The following is a 22,221-nucleotide window of genomic DNA, read 5'->3' as shown; positions in this document are numbered from 1 at the left end:
TCAACAATCCTGATGTTGCGGGAGCATAGCGCATTTTCCAGTGGCACAGGCCGGGCAGCCGGCGAATATCCTCCCTCTTTTTGTTTGCAAATGTCATCCATATGTGAAAATACTATTCACATAAGAAGATTGAGGTCGCTGTGAGAATCGGCGGCGGGGGTGTACGCCGAGGCGGAGAAACGCTTTCGGCCGAAGTATTGTCAGGGAGCAGGAATTATCGATGGCGCTGAAGAAGGACTTGCCGCTGGCCGGGCTGGTGGTCGTCGACATGAGCCAGTTCCTGTCCGGGCCTTACTGCACCCTCAGGCTGATGGATCTCGGCGCCAGGGTCATCAAGATCGAGCGCCCCAGCGGTGGCGATCTCTCGCGCGGGCTCTATCTCAGCGATGACGAGCGCGGCGATTCCACCATTTTTCATGCCATCAACCGCTCCAAGGAAAGCCTGGCGGTCGACCTGAAGAACGAGCGTGACATGCGCGCCCTGCGCAAGCTCATCTCCAAGGCCGATGTTCTCGTGCAGAATTTTCGTCCGGGCGTGATTGAGCGACTGGGGCTCGATTACGAAGCCGCCAGCAAGCTCAATCCGCGCCTCGTCTATTGCTCGATCAGCGGTTACGGCGAAGAAGGTCCGTGGGTATCGCGGCCGGGTCAGGATCTGCTGGCGCAGTCGCGCTCCGGGGTCATGTGGCTGAATGGTGACGAAGGGCAGGGACCGGTGCCTTTCGGTCTGGCGATCGGCGACATGCTGGCCGGTGCGGCGGCGGCTCAGGGCATTCTGGCGGCATTGGTGAGGCGTGGCATCACAGGCGAGGGCGGCCTGGTCGAGACCAGCCTGCTGGAGGCGCTGATCGATCTGCAGGTGGAAGTGCTGAGCGTGCACATGAATAGCGGCAACAAGCTGCCCGAGCGTTCGCATGTTCGCAGCGCCCACGCCTACCTCTCTGCACCTTATGGCGTCTATCCTGCCGCCGACGGCTATCTCGCCATCGCCATGACGCCGATTTCCAAACTTGCCGATCTGCTCGGCATGGAGGAACTGGCACCCTATCGCGACGACCCGAAGAGCTGGTTCACGAAGCGCGATGAGATCAAGGCGCTGATAGCGGTACGCATTGCGACTGGCAATGTCGACGACTGGCTTGCGATCCTCGAACCTGCCGACATCTGGTGTGCCCGGGTGCTGAATTGGACGGAGCTTTTGGGCAGCGAAGGCTTCCGCGTTCTCGACATGTTGCAGACGGTTGGGCGCGATGATGGCGTCAGTCTTAATACCACCCGCTCGCCCATCCGCATCGACGGGCAGCGGCCGAAATTCGAGCGTGCGGCCCCGCACGTTGGCGAGCATAATGCGGCACTCTGGGAGGAGTTCGACCTCGGTTGAGGTTTCGAGAGGCGGCCGATGGATCTAGAAGGAGTTTTCCAATGACGCGCATCACCAATCTTCGCGTTTTCGATTTGCGCTTCCCGACATCGCAGAGCCTTGACGGCTCTGATGCGATGAATCCGGATCCGGATTATTCGGCAGCCTATGTCATTCTCGAGACCGACAAGCCGGGTCTTGCCGGCCACGGCCTGACCTTCACCATCGGCCGCGGCAACGACATCTGCTGCATGGCGATCGAGGCGATGCGGCATCTGGTCGTCGGTACGGAGCTTGCGACGGTGTTGGAAAACCCCGGCAAGTATTGGCGGCACCTGACCAGCGACAGCCAGTTGCGCTGGATCGGCCCTGAGAAGGGCGCCATGCACCTTGCCACCGGCGCCGTCGTCAACGCCGTCTGGGATCTGCTCGCCAAGGAAGCCGGCAAGCCGGTCTGGCGGCTGGTTTCGGAGATGGATGTCGAGCAGATCGCCGATATCGTCGATTATCGCTATCTGACCGACGTGCTTGCCCGCGACGAAGCCGTGGCCATCCTGAAGAAGGCCGAAGCTGGCAAGGCCGACCGTATCGCCACGCTCGAGCGTGAAGGCTATGCCTGCTACACGACCTCGGCCGGCTGGCTTGGCTATGACGATGCCAAGCTGCGTCGCCTCTGCCAGGAGGCAATCGATGCCGGCTTCAACCATGTGAAGATGAAGGTCGGTCGTGACCTCGAAGACGATATCCGCCGCCTCACCATTGCTCGTGAGGTGATCGGCCCCGACCGCTATCTGATGATCGACGCCAATCAGGTCTGGGAAGTCAATCAGGCGATCGACTGGGTTCAGAAGCTCGCCTTCGCCAAGCCCTTTTTCATCGAAGAGCCGACAAGCCCGGATGATGTTGCCGGACACCGCAAGATCCGCCAGGCCATTGGGCCGGTGAAGGTCGCCACGGGCGAGATGTGCCAGAACCGCATCATGTTCAAGCAGTTCATCGCCGAAGGCGCGATCGACATCGTGCAGATCGATTCCTGCCGCATGGGCGGTCTCAACGAAGTTCTCGCCGTGCTGCTGATTGCCGCAAAGTATGGCCTGCCGGTCTGGCCGCATGCCGGCGGCGTTGGCCTCTGCGAATATGTGCAGCACCTGTCGATGATCGATTACATCGCCGTATCAGGCACCAAGGACGGCCGCGTCATCGAATATGTCGATCACCTGCACGAGCATTTCATCGACCCCTGCATCATCCGCGACGCCGCTTACATGCCGCCGAGCCTGCCGGGCTTCTCGATCGAAATGAAGCCGGAATCGATCTCGGAATATACGTTCAAGGGGTGAGTTTTAGCGCTGATCAGCATTGTCGGTGTGCCGATGCTTTATTCGACGACAGAAGCTGTGCAATATCTGCACAGTTCTGTCGGAGTATCGATGCATGCGAGTGATTTTTGCCGTTGTCTTGACGCTTTTGTCCTCGCTCGTATTCGGTAACGCTGAAGCCGCCGGCGGTCGACAGTTCAGTATTGCGACACCGGGCGGCAATGTTCTGATCGAGAGTTTTACGAGCAGTTCAGGCCCGTCACGTCCGGCCGTGGTCGTTCTGAGCGGCAGCCATGGTTTTGTTTCGCCCGGCTATGACGAGCTTGGACAGAGCTTGAATGCGGCGGGCCTGGACGCTTATCTCGTTCACCTGCTTTCACCGGCCGATCAGAAGGCCATCGCCCGTGCAGGCAGTTCATCTGCTCGTATCGCCTATTATGCGACGCGGTGGAAGGACTGGATCGCAGCAGTTCACGGTGTGGTTTCCTACATCAAGAGTGAGCCTCATCATACCGTCAAGGTCGGCGTGTTTGGCTTGTCCCTCGGCGCGCAGGCGGCCGCTGCCGCCTCGGCTGACAGTACCGATATAGCCGCGCTCGTGCTTGCCGACGGTGCCTTTCCGGACGGTTATTCGAAGCCGGTGGGCTCCCTGCCGCCGCTCTATATCGTCTGGGGCGGTGCTGATCGAACCTTTCCTATCTCGACCGCGCAAAAACTGCGCCAGATGGCTCAAGGTCTCGGCGGGTCTGTCAGCCTCAATATCTACAAGGACGGACCTCATAACTTCTTTCTGAAATCTGGTGAGCAGGCAAAAGCTGCTCACCAGAGCGTCGTCGATTTCTTCGTATCGCAATTGTCCCGATGATCCCTTGTGGATTCAAGGAATCTAGGACGATTTGGTTGAGCGCTTCAGCCAAGCCTGAATGACGGGCACGTCCGCGCCATCGAGATCGTGACCAGCAGGAATGGTTTCAAGCTCAACGCTGGCGCCGGCATTCCGCAGGCGCTCGGTCAGCGGTTTGGCATAGGGGCCGTACAGATCCTTCTCGCCTGCGATAACCAGCACGTCGGCATCAGAGATATCCGCTGTCGGCGGATTTTCGAGCACCGCCATGGAGCGCAGCAGCACGGCACGGCGGATGAGATGCGGGTGCAGCGACAGCATGGCGTTCAGTAGGTTGGCGCCGTTCGAATAGCCGATATAGACGATGCGCTCCGGATCGAGGCCATAGGCCTGGACCGCCCCATCGATGAAAGCGGCAAAGGCCTCTGCCTCGCTGACAATATCGGCCTGATCGAAGGACATGGGCCCATTGCGACGGAACCAGCGCGGTGCGCCTTCTTCGAGCGCGCGGCCGCGCACGGTGAGCAATGTCGCGTTGGCATCGATCTTGTGGGCGATCGGCAGCATCGTCACTTCATTGGCGCCGGAGCCGTGCAGCAGGATGAAGACATTGCCGTTCGGCTCTTCCGGCGTGAAGAAGCGATGGACGAAGGGTAGATCGCGATAGATGACGCGCGGCTCCCCGGGCATGGAGAACTGCGGCAGGATCACGTTCAGCTCGGCCAGAAGCTTCGGACTGTCGCCGGGGGCGAAGAGGCGCGTGCCGAGCGTTGCCTCGTCCTCATCGACAAGCATGCCCGGCGCATCCGTCGCGAGTTCGAACAGGATGCGGCCCGGCTCGCGGACGTAGAGCGAGCGGAAATACTTGCGGTCATGCATCGCCGTCGGCCAGGAATTGACTGCCTGCAAGGCAGTGCGCACCGATTGAAGCTCGGCATCGTCGGCGGCGCGAAAGGCGACATGGTCGACCGTGCCGGTACCCGGCGCGCTTGCCCAGAAGCCGCGCGCGTCGCGGATGTCGATGATATCTCCCGGCTCCGAAACGAGCCTGCTGATGGCGCCGTTGATCGTCTGCGGCCGATAGTGGAAGTGATCGACCAGAATGGCCTGGGTTTCCTCAGGCGTTTCGGTGAACAGCGTTGCGCCACGGATGCGGCGAATGGCGTGCTCCTCAGGGATGCCATGGCTCGACCAGGGTGTGGTCGCCTGCAGGGCATTGGTCCCAACAAGTTTTACGATGACGCCATCCGGATCCTTCAGCCGCAGGACCGGTTCGCCGAATTCTTCCGAAGGGCCTTCCGTCTTCAGGCCGGCGCTCAAGGCGCGCGTCAGCCAGAAGCCGATGCTCATCGGGTCGATGGCAAGCGAGATCTCGCCGACCTGGCCGAGGCCGGCGCGGCCCGGAGAGCCATCTTCCCAGACGAGAAAGGTGACCAGCGAGCCGGGCGAGCCGGTCGCATCGCCGTAAATGAGGTGAAGCTGGGTAGCGTCTTCAAAGCCACCCGTCCGCTTGACGAGGCGCAGGCCAAGGAAGCCGACATAGAAATCGACATTGGCCTGTACCTTGCGGGTGATCAGCGTGATGTGGTGGATGCCGGCGACCATGGGAATGCTCCAGACTGCTATTTCGTTCTGGTCGCTATTTAGGTCGCAGCGATTGTTCAATGCAATGCCGCCTCGGTGGAGGCACTGTTCACAAAAGCCGCTATTGCTGAGTTGCCCGGCGCGAGCCTCAATGCTCGCCGAGGCTGTCTCCCCGCGATTTATGGCGATGGCCACTGAGTTCCGAGCCTGCCGTGCGTGAAAAGCTGGCGTTCCAGATCACCGCAAGAAGCGCAATCGCCGTCACGACGATGAAGGCTACGGAGAAATCGATCATCTGTGCTTTCTCAGCGCCGCGGAACTGCATCGAGCCATGTAAGGCAAGGGCGGCGACGCAGATGCCGAGGGACAGCATCAACTGCTGGAAGGTCGAATAGAAGCTGGTCGCGGTGCTCATCCGGTCGCGCTCGATCTCGTCATAGGCAATCGTGTTGTAGGCCGAGAACTGGAACGACATGAAGAAGCCGCAGAAGAACAGGATCACGAAGATGACGGACAATGGCCAATCGGGCTTGAAGATCGCGCACATGCCATAGCCAAGCGTACCGATCAGACCGAAGATGATGAGCGCGGTGCGGAAGCCGAGCGTGCGCAGGATACGCACCTGCAACGGCTTCATCGCCATCGAGCCGACCGCTGTCGCAATGGCGATCTGGCCGGCGGCAGCCGCCGAAAGGCCGAAACCGAGCTGCAGCATCAGCGGGATGAGAAATGGATGAGCGCCCTGGCTGATGCGCGTCAGCGAGCCGGCGATGACCGATGTCCGGAAGGTCGGCATCTTCATCAGCGAAAAATCCATGATCGGCGACGGATGCTTGCGGGCGTGGCGCAGATAGGCGATGCCGAAAAGCAGGCCGACGCAGATGAGGAAAATGGCAAGATAGCCTTCGCCCTCGCGGCTCGACATTTCAAAGCCGAAGAGCAGCGAGCCGAGCGAGATGCCGGACAGGATGAAGCCCGAGAGATCGAAACGACCGGTGCGCGGACCCTTGACCTCCTCGATGAACATGCTCACGAGGATGAAGCCGATGATGCCGATGGGCACGTTGATGTAGAAGATCCAGCGCCAGTCGAGATAGGTGACGAACATGCCGCCGACCGGAGGGCCGAGGATGGGGCCGACGAGTGCGGGGATCAGCAGCCAGGACATGGCATTGACCATATCCTTGCGTGCAACGCTGCGCATCAGCACAAGACGACCGATCGGCAACATCATGGCGCCGCCGAGACCTTGCAAAAGTCGCGCCAGGACGAGAAAGAACAGGTTCGGCGCCTGCGCGCAGAGAAGCGAGCCGACAACGAAGACCGCGATGGCGGACCGGAAGACGGTGCGCGACCCGAAACGGTCGGCGATGGCACCGCTGGCGGGAATGAAGATCGCGAGGCTGAGAAGATAGGATGTCAGCGAGATACTCATGGCCGGCGCGCTGACGCCGAAGTCTCTCGCCATGGTCGGAAGGGCTGTTGCGAGCACTGTCGCGTCAAGCTGTTCCATGAACATCGCGCTTGCTACGATAAGCGCTACTACACGAAAATTCGGTGCGGCCCGCCGGGTGGGGGCGGCCTGGAATATCTGGTCCGACATTGTCGGGGATCGCTCTCGATGGTGCGGAGGGGTCCTAAGACAGAACCGCAAGTCTGGTCACGGCGCGAAGGCCGGTTCGAATGGCCGTTTGTATACTCCCGCTTTCGCGCGATTTCCATATCAGAAATCGCAAATCTTATTGGTCGAAATGGAAAAAATGACGCAGTCAAGGGGCAAAACGGGAATAAATGAACATTAGATGAACGAGGAGGGGCTATCTGGGGCGAGGTCGCTCACAGTTGGTTTTACAGCGAAAGATTATGTGCGCGTTTCAGCGCAGTCTGCCTTCGAAAAAAAACCGGCGCCGAATGATGGCGGCGCCGGCTTCAGTCATTGTCGATTTGGCGCTGAAGCAGTTAGTAGCCTTCGGCAAGGCCGGAGCCGGCGCGGCTGTCCATGGCGCCGTTGTAACGCGCGCCGCCGCCCTTGGCGATGTCGCTGAGGCTCTTGCCGCCAACAAGGATGCCGGCCGCCTGACCCCAGACCGGCCAATCACCGCCGACTTGGACATTGTAGCCCATGCCGGTCAGCAGTTTGATCGTGTCGGGCGACAGCGCATAGGGCTCGGTATAGATTTTATCCGGCAGCCATTGATGATGGATGCGCGGCGCGTCGATCGCCTGCTGGATATTCATGCCGAAATCGATGACGTTGATGATCGCCTCCAGCGTGATCGTGATTATGCGCGAACCGCCAGGGCTGCCGATCACCATGAAAGGCTTACCGTCCTTGGCGATGATGGTCGGGCTCATGGAGGAAAGCGGCGTCTTCTTCGGCTGGATGGCGTTGGCTTCGCCTTGCACCAGGCCGTAAAGGTTCGGCACGCCAGGCTTGGAGGTGAAGTCGTCCATCTCATTGTTCAGCAGGATACCGGTGCCGGGTGCGACGACGCCGGCGCCGAAGGAGCCGTTCAACGTATAGGTGACGGCGACGGCATTACCGTCATTGTCGATGATCGAATAATGCGTCGTCTCGTGGCTCTCACCGAGGCCCTTCGGCATCAGATCCTTGGATACGCCGGCGCGATAAGGATCGATGCTGTCGCGGATCTGCTTGGCATAGTTTTTGTCCAGCAGCTTGCTGACGGGATTGTCGACGAAATCAGGATCGCCGAGCGTCGAATTGCGGTCGACATAGGCATGGCGCATAGCTTCGGTCATGAGATGCACGGTGTCGGCCGAGGCATAGCCGGTATAGGAGAGCGGATAGCCCTCCAGCACGTTGAGGATTTCGCAGAGGATCACGCCACCGGAAGAGGGCGGCGGTGAAGAGATGATCTCATAGCCACGATAATTGCATTTTACCGGATCGAGTTCGCGGACCTTATATTGCTCGAAGTCGTCCTTTGCCAGAACGCCGCCCTTGTCCTGACTAGCCTTGACGATGGCATCAGCTGTTGCGCCTTTGTAGAAGGCGTCCGGCCCTTGCTCCGAGATGCTCGACAACACCGCGGCGAGGTCCGGCTGCTTGAGCATGTCGCCGGTGGCAAAGGGCGCGCCGTTCGCTTTGGTGAAGATCGCGGCAGCGGCCGGATCTCGCGACAGCCACTGCTGGCCCTGATTCAGCATCGCCGCATCGGCCTGGTTCAGTGTGAAGCCGTCCTTGGCATAGCGGATCGCCGGTGCCATCAGCTCCTCGCGAGATTTGGTGCCATATTTCTCGCGTGCAGTCTCGAACCCCATAACAGTGCCCGGTACACCGACGGCAAGGTACCCATCCGTGCTTGCGCCTTTGACGACATTGCCCTTGTCGTCGAGATACATGGTCTTCGTTGCGGCAAGCGGTGCGCGTTCGCGAGAATCGAGAAAGGCTGTCTTGCCATCCTTCAGCCGGATGGTCATGAAGCCGCCGCCGCCGATATTGCCGGCTGTCGGATAGACAACAGCCAACGCGTAGCCGACCGCTACCGCGGCATCGACGGCATTGCCGCCATTCTTCAGCACTTCGACGCCGACATCGGTGGCCAGATGCTGCGCCGTGACCACCATGCCATGCTCGGCCTCTACCGGCGGGGGAGCGGCGGCCTGGGCGGTGACGGAGAAAAGCGCGAAGATAATCAGGATTGCCGAGGATATCGCCCGCTGGCGGAATTGGCGCATGGTGATGGTGCCTCCCATTGTCCTATCAGGATAAATGAACCCATCATTGACATGGTGTACAGCGTGAAATTGGCGATGCCCGCAGTTGTAATTTTTTCAATGACCGCTTCGCACTTGCAATATTTCTTTCATTAGTTATGCCTACTTTAGGCAAGCCCTTATTGAGATGAGAGTATTGCGTGGAGGGTATGATGGCCGTCACGAAGCTTGAACAGTGGAAGAACGAGCGCAAGACCAAGGCAAAGCCTTACGTCATTGCGGAGACGACGCATGTCATCGAAATCGAGTGCATGCATTGCAGCCGCCACTTCCTGCGCTGGGCGTCGATGGCAGCTGCCTATGGGCGCTGCGACGATTGCAACGCCGGCATTTGATTTTCTTCTGCCCGAACTAGTCTCGCCGTGGACGTCGCAGAGCGAAGCTTTCGAACGGTGCGATCTGACCATCGGGGCCGACCACGTCGTAATATGTCACGGTGATGGTCGTGAAGTCACCCGGATGCGCACCAGGGTCGAGGTCGAAAGCGGCAAAGCCATAAGCATGGGCTGCGTTGCGCACGGCTGACCAAGGGGCCTCTTCCACGGCATAGACCGGTGGACGCTTGTGGGTGTCAGGATTTAGAACGCCCACACGCATGATGACGCGACAGCACGGCGGATTGAAAAAGAGCTCGTTGGATGGCACTGAAGTACCGCCACCGCCGATTACCATATGCACCGTGCCCTTGGTCGTATCGATCACGTCGGTGGAAGTTCCAACCGGGATTGGCGTCAGCGTGGCATTGTTCTGCTGACCGCGGATAGGGTGGGAGCGTTCGTAATGGTGCTCATGGCCGCACACCACCAGGTCGACGGCGTATTTGTCGAAGAGCGGTAGCCATTCCTGGCGTATACCAAGATCGGCTCCGTTGAACTTGTCAGCAGTGGAAATAGCGACCTGGTGCATACACACCACGAGCCAATCAATTGCCTTGTCCTCGCGGGCGGCGGCCAGTTCTTTCTCCAACCAGGCTTTCTGGGCGCCGTTGGAATAGCCGCGCACGTAGGAATCGCCGCCATCCTGGTAAACGACGTCGTCATTGGCGATGGCAACCACTCGCACCGAGCCGGCGGTGAAGCTGTACCAAAGGCCATGTGTCACTTCGGTCTGGCCATCGGCGGCAGGCAAGGAGAAATAGGTCTGGTACGCCTTGTAGCCGATGGGGCCGTTTCCAAGCTCGTTCTCATGATTGCCGGGGGATGGCATCCAGGGACGGTTGCGGGCGCTGCGGGTGTTGTTGTTCCAAAAATCCCACCATGTGCGCACGCGGTCGTGGGCCAGATTGGCGTAGCACAAGTCGCCGTTGAAGAGATGAAAGAGCGGACGCAGCCGCTCGACGCCTAGCGTGGTGTCGCCAGCGGCGGGTGAGCCGAGATTGTCGTTGATATAGGTTGTGCCTGGCAGCGTCACACCGGCCGGTGGATCAAACACCCTTCCGAGTGTCGGCGTACCTTGGTCGCCGAAGCTGGTAAAGCGGAGGGCATGGCGCCCGCGGGGAGAAGTGCGGAACGTGCCGCATTGCGCCTCGGCGCCATCGTGTAGCGCCGCGTAGAGATAGGCGGAATCTGCATCGAGGCCGCCGACCTTGGCATGATAGGCATAGACGGTTTGGTTGGACTTGGCGTCGACATAGCTCACTTCGTCAGCGCCCACCGTCTGCTCCAGCTTGCCGTCCGGCCGGCCGATGAGCACGCGCGGCTGCTTGACCGGCTGCAGCGTGTGCCAGGACACGACCATTTCGGCCGAAGCATCTGCGCCGAACTGAAGATGGAGCCCCGCCACCGGCGGCGTTGCCACTGGGTTCGTCGAACCAGCGGCAGTCGATGCCGGCGCATTCTCTTCGGCATTGGTAAACGAGGATGTCAACAGCATACCGGTGCCGATGCCGGCGGCGGCAAGGAGCCTGCGGCGGCTGATATCAAAGTTCTTATCGCTGTCCGATGTTTTCATAGCGGGGCGCTCTGGCTAGTTTGGGGGCTCCTTTTGCTAGCGCGAGACTGTGACTATGGCGCGACAATTTGGCCATGGCCGCAATTGCAAAACGGATACCAATCGAAACATCTCTGAGCGATTGCCGCCCGCATCAATGAATATTACGCTCCCGGGGCTCACACCTAGCGTTTAGAGGATCAGGATGGCGCGGAGGTCATTGACATTCGTTCCCGTCGGACCGGGCACGAAGAGATCGCCGATGGCGTTGAAGGCCGTCCAGGCATCGTTATTCGCCAACATTTCGGCGGGTACCATTCCGGCTTTGCGCAACCGCGCCACAGTACCGGCATCCGCAAAAGCGCCGGCATTGTCCTCGCTGCCGTCGATGCCATCCGTATCCGCCGCCATGGCGTGAATACCGTCATGGCCGTCCATGTCGATCGCCAGCGACAGCAGGAATTCCGAATTTCGGCCGCCCTTGCCTTTGCCGCGCAGCGTCACCGTCGTTTCACCGCCTGACAGCAGGACGATCGGCTTGGCGAAGGGACGGTTGCGATGAAGCACTTCGCGAGCGATGGCAGCATGCGTGTGCGCGGCTTCGCGGGCTTCACCTTCTATGGCGTCCGAGAGAATGGCTGCTTCGATGCCGGCGGCGCGAGCTACCTCGGCGGCCGCTTCCAGGGAAACACCGGCTGAGGCAATGAGGTGGACTTCATTGCCGGCAAAGCGCGGATCGTCCGGGCGAGGCGCGTCAGCATCCTGCTTTTCGATATGGGCGAGAACGGCGGCCGGGAGTTCGATCCGATAGAGGCGGATCAGGTCCAGTGCCTCGGCACGCGTGCCGGCACCCGGCACCGTGGGGCCGGAAGCGACCAGCGCCGGATCATCGCCGGGAATATCGGAGACAACAAGCGAGACCACCTTGGCCGGATGAGCGGCGGCGGCAAGGCGGCCGCCCTTGATGGTCGACAGGTGCTTGCGGATGACGTTCATTGCCGAAATCGGCGCGCCGGAGGCGAGCAGCGCCTTGTTGACGGCGATCTCGTCGGCGAGCGTCAATGCACCTGCGGGTGAGGGCAGTAGCGCCGAGCCGCCACCGGAAATAAGGGCGATCACCAGATCATCCTCCGTCAGGCCCTCGACAAGCTTCAGCAGCCGACCGGAGGCGACAAGCCCGGCCTCGTCGGGCACGGGATGGGCGGCCTCAATGATTTCGATCTGGCGGCAGGGCGCCGAAAAGCCATAGCGCGTCACGACAAGCCCCTCCAGTGGACCCTCCCAGCACTGCTCCAAAGCCGCTGCCATCTGGGCCGAACCCTTGCCGGCGCCGATGACGATGGTCCGTCCCTTCGGTTTGGCCGGCAGATGCGCGCGAATGCCGGTCAGCGGATCGGCCGCGCGAACGGCGGCGTTAAACAGGGAAGTCAGGAATGCGCGGGGGTTGGAAACGGTCATGTCGAACTGCCTGTCGTGCGATGAGCTTGTAACGATTTGGTGGCTTAACTTGCGCGAAGACGCAAGGGGCGGGATCGGCAATTGTGTCCGATGATGCGAATCCCTATGTTGGTAGGAAGAATTTCACTGTTTTACTTAAGGGATTTTTCGAAATGGCCGAACTGAAAGTGAAGACGAGACAGACGGGCGCTACCGCCACTGTTGGCCGCACCGGCCTTCCGCATGTGACATCGGTGACCGGCGGTGAGATCGATATCGTCACTTCGCCCTCGCAGCCGGGCTTCAATCCGCTCGACCTGCTTTATTCGTCGCTGTCGGCCTGCCTGGTGCTGAGCGCCCGCATGGCGGCAAGCAGCCTTGGCGTGCTGGACAAGCTCACAGAAGTTACCGCCGTTGTCACGGGTGAAAAGGCGACCGAGGGGCTTTCCCGCGTTGAGAAATTCAACATCGCCTTCACCATCAAGGGCGATTTCGGCGATGAGATCCGCAACGCCATCGCGCATGCCGCCGAAGACGAAATCTGCACGGTGAGCAATACGATCCGCGGCAATCCGAAGTTCGAGACGGTGATTTCGGGGTGAGGTTTGTTTTTATCCCGCCCCTTGCGGGCGGGAAAGCAAAATCAGCATTTAGCCGGAAGGCTAAGTGCTAGATTTTGCAAGGGCGGGGGCAGGTAGGGGCGCACTTGCTTGCCAGAATTAGAGCACTTCCAGGAAAAGCGCGTAGCGGTTTTCCGTCCGGAATGCGTCAAGAAACAAAAAGATAGGGCGTTTTCGCGATTCGAAGAAAGGCGGAAATGCTCTAGAATGAGCTAGAAGCAGTCCCCCTCTCTCGCAATTTCAATGGCTTAGTAATTGCGCAAGGCTTCGAGCATGTAGAGCGTCCTGTGTCGCAATTCCTAAACCAATGAAATTGCTTTCTCGCCCGCCAGGGGCGAGATGGGACCTCACCGTTCCGGCAGCTCAAACCCCTCAAGATAAGGCCCCAGCTCCGGGTCGATATCCACCTTCACGGCGTTGGTGTAGATCGCGGTGGCGATCATGATGCCGGCGAAGGTGACCAGGTTGACGAGCGTGGGCTCGTCATAACGTGCCTTCAGCCGCTCCCATAAGTCTTCGGGAATGGCGTTGGAATCCCTGGCGATGGCCTTGCCGAAGTCGATCAGCAGCGCTTCGTCTTCGCTCGGCACGATCGTCTCGGGCGCCAGGCCGGCATTGATCAGCGCACGGCGGAAAAAGCCGACGGGGATGATCGAGCGGCATTCCGTTGCGATGGCCTGGCAGAGCAGCCAGACGGCGCGGTCGTCCAGCGCTGGGCGCAACTCCTCGCGCAGCGGGAACCATTCGGCATAGATGCGATGCGCCACCGGCGAATGCAATAGTGTCCGTTTCATGTTCGTCATGCGGCCGCGTAATCCGACTTCGCGGTCGTGCTCGGCACGCACCGCCTCGGAGGCGGTCTCGTAATCGATCGGCGTGATATGGCTCATATCTGTCTCTCTTACTGCGCTGCCGCAGGTATTGCCTTGAAGAAGCGGTTGTCCGGCCGGGGCAGGCCCAGATGCTCGCGCAGCGTCGTGCCTTCGTATTCGCGGCGGAAGATGCCGCGGCGCTGCAGCTCTGGAACGACGCGGGTGGTGACGTCAAGCAGACCCTGCGGCAGGAAGGGGAAGACGACGTTGAAGCCATCGGAGCCTTCCTCATGCAGCCATTGCTCCATCTCGTCGGCGATGGTTTGCGGCGTGCCGACGAAGGCAAGGCCGGCATAGCCGCCAAGACGCTGGGCAAGCTGGCGAACGGTCAGCTTCTCCGCCTCGGCAAGTGCGATGACGCGTTCGCGCCCGCTCTTGCTGGCATTGGTTTCCGGCGTTTCCGGCAGCGGGCCATCCGGATCGAAGCTGGAGGCATCGTGGCCGAGTGCGATCGAGAGCGACGCGATGGCGCTGTCGTAGTGGACGAGACTATCGAGCTTGGCGCGCTTGGCCCTCGCTTCCTCGACGGTATCGCCGACGACAATAAAGGCGGCCGGCAGGATTTTCAGGTGATCCGGGTTGCGGCCGATCTGTTTCATCCGTCCCTTGATGTCGGCGAAAATCGACTTGCCGTCAGCAAGGTTGCGCGGCGCGGCAAAGACCGCTTCGGCGGTCTCGGCGGCGAGCTGGCGGCCGACGTCGGATTGTCCGGCTTGCACGATGACAGGCCAGCCCTGCGGCGAGCGGGCAATGTTGAGCGGGCCGCGAACGCTCAGTTCCTCGCCCTTATGGGCAAGCACATGCATCTTTTCCGGATCGAAGAAGATGCCGGTCTCGGCGTTGCGGATGAAGGCGTCGTCGGCGAAGCTATCCCAGAGGCCGGTAACGACGTCATAGAACTCGCGGGCGCGATGATAGCGCTCGCCATGCTCCACATGCTCCTCGAGGCCGAAATTGAGGGCCGCGTCGGGATTGGATGTGGTGACGATATTCCAGCCGGCGCGGCCGCCGCTGATATGATCGAGCGAGGCGAAGCGGCGGGCGATGTGATAGGGCTGGTCGAAGGTCGTCGAGGCCGTGGCGACGAGGCCGATCTTGTCGGTGACGGCGGCAAGCGCAGACAGCAGGGTAAAAGGCTCGAAGGACGTCACCGTGTGGCTGCGCTTCAGCGCCTCGATCGGCATGTTGAGGACGGCCAGATGGTCGGCCATGAAGAAGGCGTCGAATTTCGCCTTTTCGAGCTCCTGCGCGAAGCTCTTGATGTGCTGAAAATTGAAATTGGCGTCCGGATAGGAGCCGGGGTAGCGCCATGCGCCGGTGTGCAGGCTGACGGGACGCATGAAGGCCCCAAGCTTCAATTGCTTCTGTTCGGTCATCGGCTCTCTCTCGAAAATCGCCGGGTCGCCACGACATCGCGACGCCGTCTTCAGCTGGAATATGCACTACGACGTAGGCGTGCCGGCGGCCCATTCAAAGAGCCGATTTCATTTATTTGATCGGTTGCGCGGAATATTCATCCAGCCTGCGTTTCCACGCCGATCTGCCCTGCAAAAACCCTGACCAACCAGCCTATGAAAACACGGACACGAGGCGAAAGCTGCCGGCTGCGCGGATAGAGCATTGAGACCGGTGTCCGGGTCGGCGGAAAGTCCTTCAGGACATGCAGCAATTGACCGGCTTCCAGAGCATCCTCGGCGTGGTAGCGCGGGACCTGGATCAAGCCGAGGCCGAGCTTCGCGGCGGCAAAATAGCTCTCGGCCGCGTTGACGGAGATCGTCGCGGGCAGGGTAATCTCGCGCACGGTGCCACCCACCTCGAATTCCAGCGGTAGCAGCCCGCCCGTAGCAGAAGAGCGGAAGCCGACCATGCGATGGCCGTCGAGTGTGTCCGGATGCATGGGCATGCCGAAACGCTCCACATAAGATGGTGCTGCCAGCGTAACCTCCTCCAGCATCGCGACGCGGCGCGCGATCATGTCGCTGTCCTGCAGCGTGCCGACGCGCAGCACGCAGTCGATCCCCTCACGAATGAGATCGACGAAACGATCGCCCTCGGTCATCTGAAATTCGATCTCAGGATAGGTCTCGAGGAACGAGGGCAGGTTCGGCAGGACGAAATGGCGGGCGAGGGTGCCGTGCACATCGACGCGCAGCACTCCTTTCGGCTTGACGCCGGCGAAGGCGCCTTCGGCGTCTTCTATATCGGAGAGGATGCGCAGGCAGCGCTGATAATAGGCCTCGCCGTCGAGTGTCGGGCTGACGTGCCGCGTCGTACGCTGCAGAACGCGCACGCCGAGCCTTGCCTCCAGCTGCTTGACCGCATCCGTTACCGTCGAGCGGGGCAGGCCGGTGTCTTCCGCCGCCAGCGTGAAGCTGCGTCGCTCCACCACTCGGCAAAACACGCGCATGGCATCGAATCTGTCCATCTTATTTGTTCGCTTATTTCGGATAGTGATGCTGATTAATGGCTGATTATCCGCTTCATGAAAAGGGGCATCTTCTCCTCATCGAAAGGCGCTGAGGCGCAAAACAAGCAAGGATGAGGAAAATGAGCAGCAATTCCAATAAAGTAGCCATCGTGACAGGTGCATCCCGCGGCATCGGCGCAGCCATTGCACAGCGACTGGCCGCAGATGGCTTCACCGTCGTCATCAACTATGCCGGCAACGAGGCTGCTGCCGAAGAGCTGGCCCGCAAAATCGAGGAGAAGGGTAGCAAGGCGCTGACCGCCAAGGCCGATGTTTCCGATGTCGAGGCAGTGCGCCGCATGTTCGATGCAGCCGAGGCAGCTTTCGGCGGCGTCGATGTGCTGATCAACAATGCAGGCATCATGCAGCTCGCCAAGATCGCCGATGCCGATGACGCGCATTTCGACCGTCATATCGCCATCAACCTCAAGGGCACGTTCAACACGCTGCGCGAAGCCGGCAAGCGCCTGCGCGACGGCGGCCGCATCGTCAACTTCTCGACCAGCGTCGTCGGGCTGAAGCTCGAATCCTATGGCGTCTATGCTGCGACAAAGGCCGCCGTCGAGACGCTGACGGGCATCATGTCGAAGGAGCTGCGTGGCCGCTCGATCACCGTCAATGCCGTCGCTCCCGGCCCGACGGCCACTGACCTCTTCCTGAACGGCAAGAGCGACGAACTCATCGACCGCATGGCCAAGATGAACCCGCTGGAACGCCTGGGCACGCCGGAGGATATCGCCGCTGCCGTCTCCTTCCTCGTTGGCTCCGATGGTGGCTGGATCAACGGCCAGACGCTGCGCGCCAACGGCGGCATGATCTGAGCCACTCGGACGGCAGGGCAATGCCTGCCGCCACTGTCACCCTCAGCAAGATTTCATTGTCAGCAACTGACCATCCAAAAGGAACAGGATCATGAGCAAGCAAATCATCGTGATATCAGGCGCATCGAGCGGCTTCGGCGCTCTGACGGCGCGCGCCCTCGCCAAGGCAGGCCACACCGTCTATGCCGGCATCCGCGAGACCGGGGGACGTAACGCGCCGCAGGTCGAAGCCGTCGCCGCTTTCGCCAAAGAGAATGGTGTAGACCTTCGCGCCGTCGAGCTCGATGTCGCCTCGGACGCATCGGTGGAAGCCGGCATTGCCGAGATCATTGCCCAGCACGGCCGCATCGACACCGTCATCCACAATGCCGGCCATATGTCCTTCGGCCCGGCCGAGGCCTTCACGCCCGAGCAGTTTGCCGAGCTCTACGACATCAACGTGCTCAGCACCCAACGCGTCAATCGCGCCGCGCTCCCTCATCTGCGCAAGCAGGGCAAGGGGCTGGTCGTCTGGGTATCCTCCTCCAGCACCCGCGGCGGCACACCGCCCTATCTGTCGCCTTACTTCGCCGCCAAGGCAGCGATGGATTCGCTCGCCGTCTCCTATGCGTCCGAGTTGACCCGCTGGGGCATCGAAACGGCGATCATCGTGCCGGGCGCCTTTACGAAGGGTACGAACCATTTTGCCCATTCCGGCTCGCCCGCCGACAAGGCTCGCGCTGCCGAATACGACAATGGTCCCTATGCCGGCGTTCCCGATCAGGCGCTGAAAGGACTTGCCTCGCTGGAGCCGGCGGACGCCGATGCTGCCTCGGTTGCCACCGCGATCGTCGAGGTCGTTGATATGCCCTTCGGGACGCGTCCGTTCCGTGTCCATATCGATCCGTCGGAAGATGGTGCGGAGATCGTCAACGGCGTTGCCGATCGGGTGCGGGCGGAGCTTTTCCGGCGCATCGGCCTGGAGGATCTATTGAAGCCACATGTAAAAGGCTGAGGCCTCGCTCTTACCCTTCCAAAGTGTCAAATCGCCGCTTCTGTGCCACAGGAGCGGCGTTCGCGTGCTTCCATCGGGATTATTTTGCGTCATACGGCATTCCAAGCCTGTACGTTTCGTACTAAAGCGAATCCCTTAGAGGGTCGGGAGATATCCATGGACGCGAAGGACATTGGCGAAATTGCCAGCTGGCTCATGCAGGCCGGCCTCAAGGGCATGGCGGAAGTCGATATCCTCTCGGGCTTCTGCGAGCAGTGCCGACAGCATGGTCTTAACCTCGACCGGGCCATGGCGCTGATGGATACGCTGCATCCGGTTTACGAGGGCCGTGCCTTTCGCTGGGACGGCAAGCAGGTCATCGAGCGCGAGTTCGAATATGGCCCGTCGCATCAGGGGATTGCGTCGGAGAATTGGCAGCGCTCTGCCTTTCATCATCTGCTCACGACAGGCGGAGACGAGGTGCGCCGGCGCATCGGCTTTGGCGAGCCTGCCGATTTCTACGGGCTCGACACGCTGCTGGCTGATGGTCACACCGACTACATCGCCATGGTGCATCGGTTCGAAGAGGGCGGCACGATTGGCGAGATGGATTGCTTCTATTCCAACTTCGCCACGGCCGGCGAAGCGGGTTTTCCGGACGAAGATCTGCGTGTGCTGCGCAAGCTGACGCCTGCGCTCGCACTGGCGATCAAGTGCACCGGCATGAGCCGCATTGCCCGAACGATTGCCGAGGTCTATCTGGGCGAGGATGCCGCCCGGCATGTTCTCGAAGGCAAGATCACGCGCGGCAAGACCGAGCGGATTTCGGCGGCGCTCTGGTTTTCCGATCTCGCCAACTATACGCGCATTTCGGATACGGCCGAGCCGGATGAGATCATCCCGATGCTGAACGCCTATGCCGATGCGGTCATCTCCTCCATCCATGAGGCAGGCGGCAATGTGCTGAAGCTGATCGGCGACGGTACGCTGGCGATCTTCAAGGCGAGGAATTCGGCCGATGCCTGTGCGGCTGCGCTGATGGCGGAATCGCTGCTGCGGCAGCGGCTGCGCGATCTCAATTCCCAGCGCCAGATCGAGGGCAGGCCCGTGACCGACGTCTATCTCGGCTTGCATATCGGCGATGTCTTCTACGGCAATATCGGCAGCATGGACCGGCTGGACTTCACGGTCATCGGGCCGGCCGTCAACGAGGTCAGCCGCATCGCCTCCATGTGCCGTTCGGCCGACCGCAATGTCCTGATGTCGTCGAACTTCGTCGAGGCGCTGTCGACGCATAATAGCAACGATCTGGTTTCCGTCGGCCGCTATGCGCTGCGTGGCGTCAACCGGCCGCAGGAACTGTTCACACTGCTGTCTTCGGCGGCGTAAACGCTCTTCTTCTTTGTTTACGCAATTCCGGACGGAAAACCGCGCTGCACACTTTTCCTGGAATTGCTTTAGCGGCGGCCGGCGGCGAACATCGGGCCGCCCTTGCTTGAGGGAAAACCGTAGCCGTTGATCATGACGAGATCGATGTCGCTGGCGCGAGCGGCGATGCCTTCCGAAAGCAGGGCGTCGCCTTCGTCGACCATGGCCTTCAGCAGGCCGGCAACGATCTCTTCGGCAGAGAAGCGCTTCGGCACGATGCCTTTCTCGGCGCGGGCGGCTTCGATCATCCCGGTTACTTCGGGATCGACAGTCCGCTTGCCGTCGGGATAGGCATACCAGCCGCGACCCGTCTTCTGGCCGAAATGGCCGGCTTCACAGAGCCGGTCGGCGATGACGACATAACGTTCCGCAGGATCGCGTGTCGCCGCCTGCCGCTTGCGACGGGCCCAGGCGATTTCCAGTCCCGCCATGTCGAAGACGGCGAAAGGCCCCATGGGAAAACCGTAAGCTTCCAGAGCCGCATCGATCTCCTGCGGCAGGGCGCCATCCTCGACCATGTATTCCGCTTCGCGGCGATAGGCGGAAAAGATCCGGTTGCCGATGAAGCCTTCGGTGACGCCGGAGACGATGGCAAGCTTGCCCAGTCGCTTTGCAAACGCCAATGCGCTCGCCAGCACGTCCGGCGCGGTCTCCTTGCAGTCCACCACTTCCAGCAACCGCATGATGTGGGCGGGCGAGAAGAAGTGCAGACCGACGACCCGCTCGGGCCGCGCCGTGGCGGCGGCGATGACGTCAGGATCGAGGTAGCTTGTATTGGTCGCGAGAATTGCGTCGGCGCGGACGACCGTATCGAGGCGCTGGAACAGTTCGGTCTTGACGGTGAGGTCGTCGAAGACGGCTTCGATGACGATATCGGCCTGCGCCAGTTGCTGCATATCGGCGGTCACGCTCAATCGGCCCAGACGGTCTTCACGGCCAGCCGTGTCGAGGCGGCCGGATTGAACGGCCTTGTTGAGTAGGCTGGCGATCCGTTCACGGCCTTTTTCCGCGGCTTCGGCGTTTTGCTCGACGCCGATGATGCGATAGCCACCATTCAGTGCTGATACGGCGATGCCTGACCCCATGAGGCCGGTGCCGACGATGCCGACGGTTTCTATTCTACGTGGGGCGACGACTTCCAAACCTTCGACCTTGCCGGCGGCGCGTTCGGCAAAGAAGACATGGCGGAGAGCTGCCGCCTCTTCGCTGTCGCGAAGCTTAATGAAGGTGCGGCGCTCCTCGGCAAGTCCTTCCGCTAGGGGAGTGGTCGCTGCGAGGCGCACGAGGCGGACGGCTTCCGTTGGCGCATTCTGGCCGCGCGCCTTGCGCAGCGCGTCGGCGGCAGTCTTTTCGATGGCTTCAATGGGCGCAGCTGGAACGGAAAGCGCACCGGTACGGCGCAAGGAGGGGGCGTCGAGCCCTTTGATATCGGCAATGGCGTCAGCGCGTAGCGCGCTTTCGGAGACACCGTCGACAATGCCGAGCTTGAGTGCCTCCGAGGCTGAAATGATGCGTCCGCCGGCGATCATATCGATAGCGGCAGAGACGCCGATCAGGCGCGGCAGGCGTTGCGTGCCACCGGCGCCGGGAACGATGCCGAGCTTGACTTCCGGCAGGCCGATCTTGGCTGAAGGAGCTGCATGGCGGCGGTGGCAGGCCAACGCCACTTCTAGGCCGCCGCCAAGTGCTGCGCCATTGATCGCCGCTGCGACGGGTTTCGCAAAGGATTCGATGCGTGCGATGACATCAGGCAGATGCGGCTCGACCGGTGGCTTGCCGAATTCCTTGATGTCAGCGCCGCCGATGAAGCTGTTGCCAGCGCCGGTCAGGACGATGCCCTTAACCCCGCCGTCTTTCTCCGCGTGATCCAGCGCCGTCATCAACCCGGCTCTCACATCGGCTGAGAGCGCGTTGACCGGCGCATTGTCGATAGTGACGACCAAGATGCCATCGACGAGCGCCGCCGAGATGGTGTCCGAAAAGCGCAGTGCCGACATGATCTAGACCGCCCGTTTGATGCTATTCCGGAATGATCGCGGTTGCCTGGATCTCGATCTTGGCGCGATCCTCGACGAGGGCGACGACCTGTACGGCGGCCATGGCGGGGTAGTGGCGGCCGATGGTTTCGCGGTAGGCCTGTCCGATAGCCTTTAGGCTGCCGAGATATTCCTGCTTGTTGGTGAAATACCAGGTCATCGAGGTGATGTGCTTCGGCTCGGCGCCGCCTTCCGCAAGGATGGCGACGACGTTCTTCAACGTCTGGCGCACCTGTTCGGCAAAGTCGTCGCTTTCGAATTCGCAATTGGCATTCCAGCCGACCTGGCCGCCGACGAACACCATGCGGCCGGTTGCCGCCATGCCATTGGCATAGCCGATCGGCTTGGCCCAGCCTTCAGGTTGCAGGATGGTGTGCATCGGTGGTCTCCAGATGAGAGGTCAGCGCGGCGCGGATATCATCCGGCCAGGCAAGCGATTGATGGTTATCGAGCGAGGTGGCGACGACGCGGTGTTTTGCCGTCCACAGCACATGGCCGTTGGCCGAGACCTGGTGTTCCAGGTCGAGAGAGGAACGGCCGATGCCGCGCACCGTCAGCAGGAATTCGAGGTCGTCGCCCTGCAGGCCCGGCTTCATGAAGGTCAGATCGAGCCGCACGGTGGGAACACCGATGCGGCGGTCGTCGATCATATGCCTCCAGGAAAAGCCGATCGAGGCGAAATAGTCTTCCAGCACCCCGACGAGGATGTTCAGATAGGATGGGAAATAGGCGATCCCCGAGGGATCGCAATCTCCAAAGCGCAGGGGTCTGGTGGTTTTGAACGCCAAGG

At 61.0% G+C, this 22,221-nt stretch carries 19 protein-coding genes; 8 read left to right on the top strand and 11 right to left on the bottom strand.

The genetic code is table 11. From position 1 onward, the window contains the following. Nucleotides 1–220 precede the first annotated feature (220 nt). From BSK43_RS09990 to BSK43_RS09980, 3 genes are all read left to right on the top strand, one after another. Nucleotides 221–1,381 (top strand): CaiB/BaiF CoA-transferase family protein, encoded by a 1,161-nt coding sequence (locus BSK43_RS09990; RefSeq protein ID WP_077469553.1) that lies wholly within the window; start codon nt 221–223, stop codon nt 1,379–1,381. Between the two features lie 41 nt (nt 1,382–1,422). After that, a complete protein-coding gene (locus BSK43_RS09985; RefSeq protein WP_077469554.1) occupies nt 1,423–2,700 on the top strand; it encodes an L-fuconate dehydratase in 1,278 nt (425 codons plus the stop codon). Between the two features lie 94 nt (nt 2,701–2,794). Beyond that, on the top strand, nt 2,795–3,544 hold the full coding sequence (locus BSK43_RS09980; RefSeq protein ID WP_077469555.1) for a dienelactone hydrolase family protein: 750 nt from the start codon (nt 2,795–2,797) through the stop codon (nt 3,542–3,544). Nucleotides 3,545–3,565: 21 nt separating this feature from the next. Here BSK43_RS09980 and BSK43_RS09975 read toward each other — a convergent pair whose 3' ends face one another. From BSK43_RS09975 to ggt, 3 genes are all read right to left on the bottom strand, one after another. Then, entirely contained in the window at nt 3,566–5,128 is a 1,563-nt protein-coding gene (locus BSK43_RS09975; RefSeq protein ID WP_077469556.1) for a VOC family protein, read from the bottom strand. A gap of 127 nt (nt 5,129–5,255) precedes the next feature. Further along, nucleotides 5,256–6,710 carry an MFS transporter gene (locus BSK43_RS09970; protein ID WP_077469557.1) on the bottom strand — a complete coding sequence of 485 codons (1,455 nt, stop codon included), beginning with the start codon at nt 6,708–6,710 and terminating at the stop codon, nt 5,256–5,258. Nucleotides 6,711–7,066: 356 nt separating this feature from the next. Beyond that, nucleotides 7,067–8,809 carry a gamma-glutamyltransferase gene (ggt, locus tag BSK43_RS09965; protein WP_077469700.1) on the bottom strand — a complete coding sequence of 581 codons (1,743 nt, stop codon included), beginning with the start codon at nt 8,807–8,809 and terminating at the stop codon, nt 7,067–7,069. Between the two features lie 191 nt (nt 8,810–9,000). On the opposite strand from ggt, the gene BSK43_RS09960 reads away from it, so the two are divergent. Then, on the top strand, nt 9,001–9,183 hold the full coding sequence (locus BSK43_RS09960) for a hypothetical protein (RefSeq protein ID WP_068401808.1): 183 nt from the start codon (nt 9,001–9,003) through the stop codon (nt 9,181–9,183). A gap of 16 nt (nt 9,184–9,199) precedes the next feature. Here BSK43_RS09960 and BSK43_RS09955 read toward each other — a convergent pair whose 3' ends face one another. Then, on the bottom strand, nt 9,200–10,798 hold the full coding sequence (locus BSK43_RS09955; protein ID WP_077469558.1) for a fibronectin type III domain-containing protein: 1,599 nt from the start codon (nt 10,796–10,798) through the stop codon (nt 9,200–9,202). Nucleotides 10,799–10,969: 171 nt separating this feature from the next. Beyond that, entirely contained in the window at nt 10,970–12,235 is a 1,266-nt protein-coding gene (locus tag BSK43_RS09950) for a glycerate kinase (RefSeq protein ID WP_077469559.1), read from the bottom strand. A 152-nt stretch (nt 12,236–12,387) separates the two neighbouring features. Between BSK43_RS09950 and BSK43_RS09945 the strand changes: the two genes are divergently transcribed. Further along, nucleotides 12,388–12,816 (top strand): OsmC family protein, encoded by a 429-nt coding sequence (locus tag BSK43_RS09945; protein WP_034503705.1) that lies wholly within the window; start codon nt 12,388–12,390, stop codon nt 12,814–12,816. 365 nt (nt 12,817–13,181) lie between these two features. Here BSK43_RS09945 and BSK43_RS09940 read toward each other — a convergent pair whose 3' ends face one another. The 3 genes from BSK43_RS09940 to BSK43_RS09930 all read right to left on the bottom strand — a co-directional run bounded on the left by BSK43_RS09940 (nt 13,182) and on the right by BSK43_RS09930 (nt 16,131). After that, complete coding sequence (locus BSK43_RS09940) at nt 13,182–13,724, bottom strand: hypothetical protein (protein WP_077469560.1); 543 nt, start codon at nt 13,722–13,724, stop codon at nt 13,182–13,184. 11 nt (nt 13,725–13,735) lie between these two features. After that, nucleotides 13,736–15,082, bottom strand: coding sequence for an LLM class flavin-dependent oxidoreductase (locus tag BSK43_RS09935; RefSeq protein WP_077469561.1), 1,347 nt, complete (start codon nt 15,080–15,082; stop codon nt 13,736–13,738). A 137-nt stretch (nt 15,083–15,219) separates the two neighbouring features. Further along, a complete protein-coding gene (locus BSK43_RS09930; RefSeq protein ID WP_077469562.1) occupies nt 15,220–16,131 on the bottom strand; it encodes a LysR family transcriptional regulator in 912 nt (303 codons plus the stop codon). A gap of 122 nt (nt 16,132–16,253) precedes the next feature. On the opposite strand from BSK43_RS09930, the gene BSK43_RS09925 reads away from it, so the two are divergent. The 3 genes from BSK43_RS09925 (at nt 16,254) to BSK43_RS09915 (ending at nt 19,356) form a co-directional block, all read left to right on the top strand. Further along, complete coding sequence (locus BSK43_RS09925) at nt 16,254–16,994, top strand: SDR family oxidoreductase (RefSeq protein ID WP_077469563.1); 741 nt, start codon at nt 16,254–16,256, stop codon at nt 16,992–16,994. Nucleotides 16,995–17,085: 91 nt separating this feature from the next. Next, on the top strand, nt 17,086–17,988 hold the full coding sequence (locus BSK43_RS09920; protein WP_077469564.1) for an SDR family oxidoreductase: 903 nt from the start codon (nt 17,086–17,088) through the stop codon (nt 17,986–17,988). Nucleotides 17,989–18,144: 156 nt separating this feature from the next. Then, nucleotides 18,145–19,356, top strand: coding sequence for an adenylate/guanylate cyclase domain-containing protein (locus BSK43_RS09915; protein WP_077469565.1), 1,212 nt, complete (start codon nt 18,145–18,147; stop codon nt 19,354–19,356). Between the two features lie 68 nt (nt 19,357–19,424). On the opposite strand, the gene BSK43_RS09910 is transcribed toward BSK43_RS09915, so the two are convergent. Genes BSK43_RS09910 through BSK43_RS09900 form a run of 3 tightly spaced genes read right to left on the bottom strand, consistent with a single transcriptional unit; the run spans nt 19,425 to nt 22,219 of the window. Then, complete coding sequence (locus tag BSK43_RS09910; RefSeq protein WP_077469566.1) at nt 19,425–21,392, bottom strand: 3-hydroxyacyl-CoA dehydrogenase NAD-binding domain-containing protein; 1,968 nt, start codon at nt 21,390–21,392, stop codon at nt 19,425–19,427. A 22-nt stretch (nt 21,393–21,414) separates the two neighbouring features. Further along, nucleotides 21,415–21,810 carry a RidA family protein gene (locus tag BSK43_RS09905; RefSeq protein WP_077469567.1) on the bottom strand — a complete coding sequence of 132 codons (396 nt, stop codon included), beginning with the start codon at nt 21,808–21,810 and terminating at the stop codon, nt 21,415–21,417. Beyond that, the gene (locus BSK43_RS09900; RefSeq protein WP_077469568.1) at nt 21,788–22,219 is read right to left on the bottom strand and encodes a thioesterase family protein; all 432 of its coding nucleotides are present in this window, start codon (nt 22,217–22,219) and stop codon (nt 21,788–21,790) included. Before BSK43_RS09900 ends, BSK43_RS09905 begins: the two co-directional genes overlap by 23 nt. Nucleotides 22,220–22,221: the final 2 nt, after the last annotated feature.

This window comes from Rhizobium sp. P44RR-XXIV (genome assembly GCF_001999485.2).
In the GTDB taxonomy this organism is placed as follows: domain Bacteria; phylum Pseudomonadota; class Alphaproteobacteria; order Rhizobiales; family Rhizobiaceae; genus Rhizobium.
This window is presented reverse-complemented; position numbering and strand designations above follow the sequence as displayed.

Bases quoted from the DNA above. Each gene is read 5' to 3' on its own strand.
- BSK43_RS09930 (WP_077469562.1), bottom strand. From the start codon at position 16,131: ATGGACAGATTCGATGCCATGCGCGTGTTTTGCCGAGTGGTGGAGCGA.
- BSK43_RS09935 (WP_077469561.1), bottom strand. From the start codon at position 15,082: ATGACCGAACAGAAGCAATTGAAGCTTGGGGCCTTCATGCGTCCCGTC.
- BSK43_RS09985 (WP_077469554.1), top strand. From the start codon at position 1,423: ATGACGCGCATCACCAATCTTCGCGTTTTCGATTTGCGCTTCCCGACA.
- BSK43_RS09940 (WP_077469560.1), bottom strand. From the start codon at position 13,724: ATGAGCCATATCACGCCGATCGATTACGAGACCGCCTCCGAGGCGGTG.
- BSK43_RS09920 (WP_077469564.1), top strand. From the start codon at position 17,086: ATGAGCAAGCAAATCATCGTGATATCAGGCGCATCGAGCGGCTTCGGC.
- BSK43_RS09915 (WP_077469565.1), top strand. From the start codon at position 18,145: ATGGACGCGAAGGACATTGGCGAAATTGCCAGCTGGCTCATGCAGGCC.
- BSK43_RS09945 (WP_034503705.1), top strand. From the start codon at position 12,388: ATGGCCGAACTGAAAGTGAAGACGAGACAGACGGGCGCTACCGCCACT.
- BSK43_RS09990 (WP_077469553.1), top strand. From the start codon at position 221: ATGGCGCTGAAGAAGGACTTGCCGCTGGCCGGGCTGGTGGTCGTCGAC.
- BSK43_RS09955 (WP_077469558.1), bottom strand. From the start codon at position 10,798: ATGAAAACATCGGACAGCGATAAGAACTTTGATATCAGCCGCCGCAGG.
- BSK43_RS09905 (WP_077469567.1), bottom strand. From the start codon at position 21,810: ATGCACACCATCCTGCAACCTGAAGGCTGGGCCAAGCCGATCGGCTAT.
- BSK43_RS09950 (WP_077469559.1), bottom strand. From the start codon at position 12,235: ATGACCGTTTCCAACCCCCGCGCATTCCTGACTTCCCTGTTTAACGCC.
- BSK43_RS09980 (WP_077469555.1), top strand. From the start codon at position 2,795: ATGCGAGTGATTTTTGCCGTTGTCTTGACGCTTTTGTCCTCGCTCGTA.
- ggt (WP_077469700.1), bottom strand. From the start codon at position 8,809: ATGCGCCAATTCCGCCAGCGGGCGATATCCTCGGCAATCCTGATTATC.
- BSK43_RS09970 (WP_077469557.1), bottom strand. From the start codon at position 6,710: ATGTCGGACCAGATATTCCAGGCCGCCCCCACCCGGCGGGCCGCACCG.
- BSK43_RS09925 (WP_077469563.1), top strand. From the start codon at position 16,254: ATGAGCAGCAATTCCAATAAAGTAGCCATCGTGACAGGTGCATCCCGC.
- BSK43_RS09960 (WP_068401808.1), top strand. From the start codon at position 9,001: ATGGCCGTCACGAAGCTTGAACAGTGGAAGAACGAGCGCAAGACCAAG.
- BSK43_RS09910 (WP_077469566.1), bottom strand. From the start codon at position 21,392: ATGTCGGCACTGCGCTTTTCGGACACCATCTCGGCGGCGCTCGTCGAT.
- BSK43_RS09975 (WP_077469556.1), bottom strand. From the start codon at position 5,128: ATGGTCGCCGGCATCCACCACATCACGCTGATCACCCGCAAGGTACAG.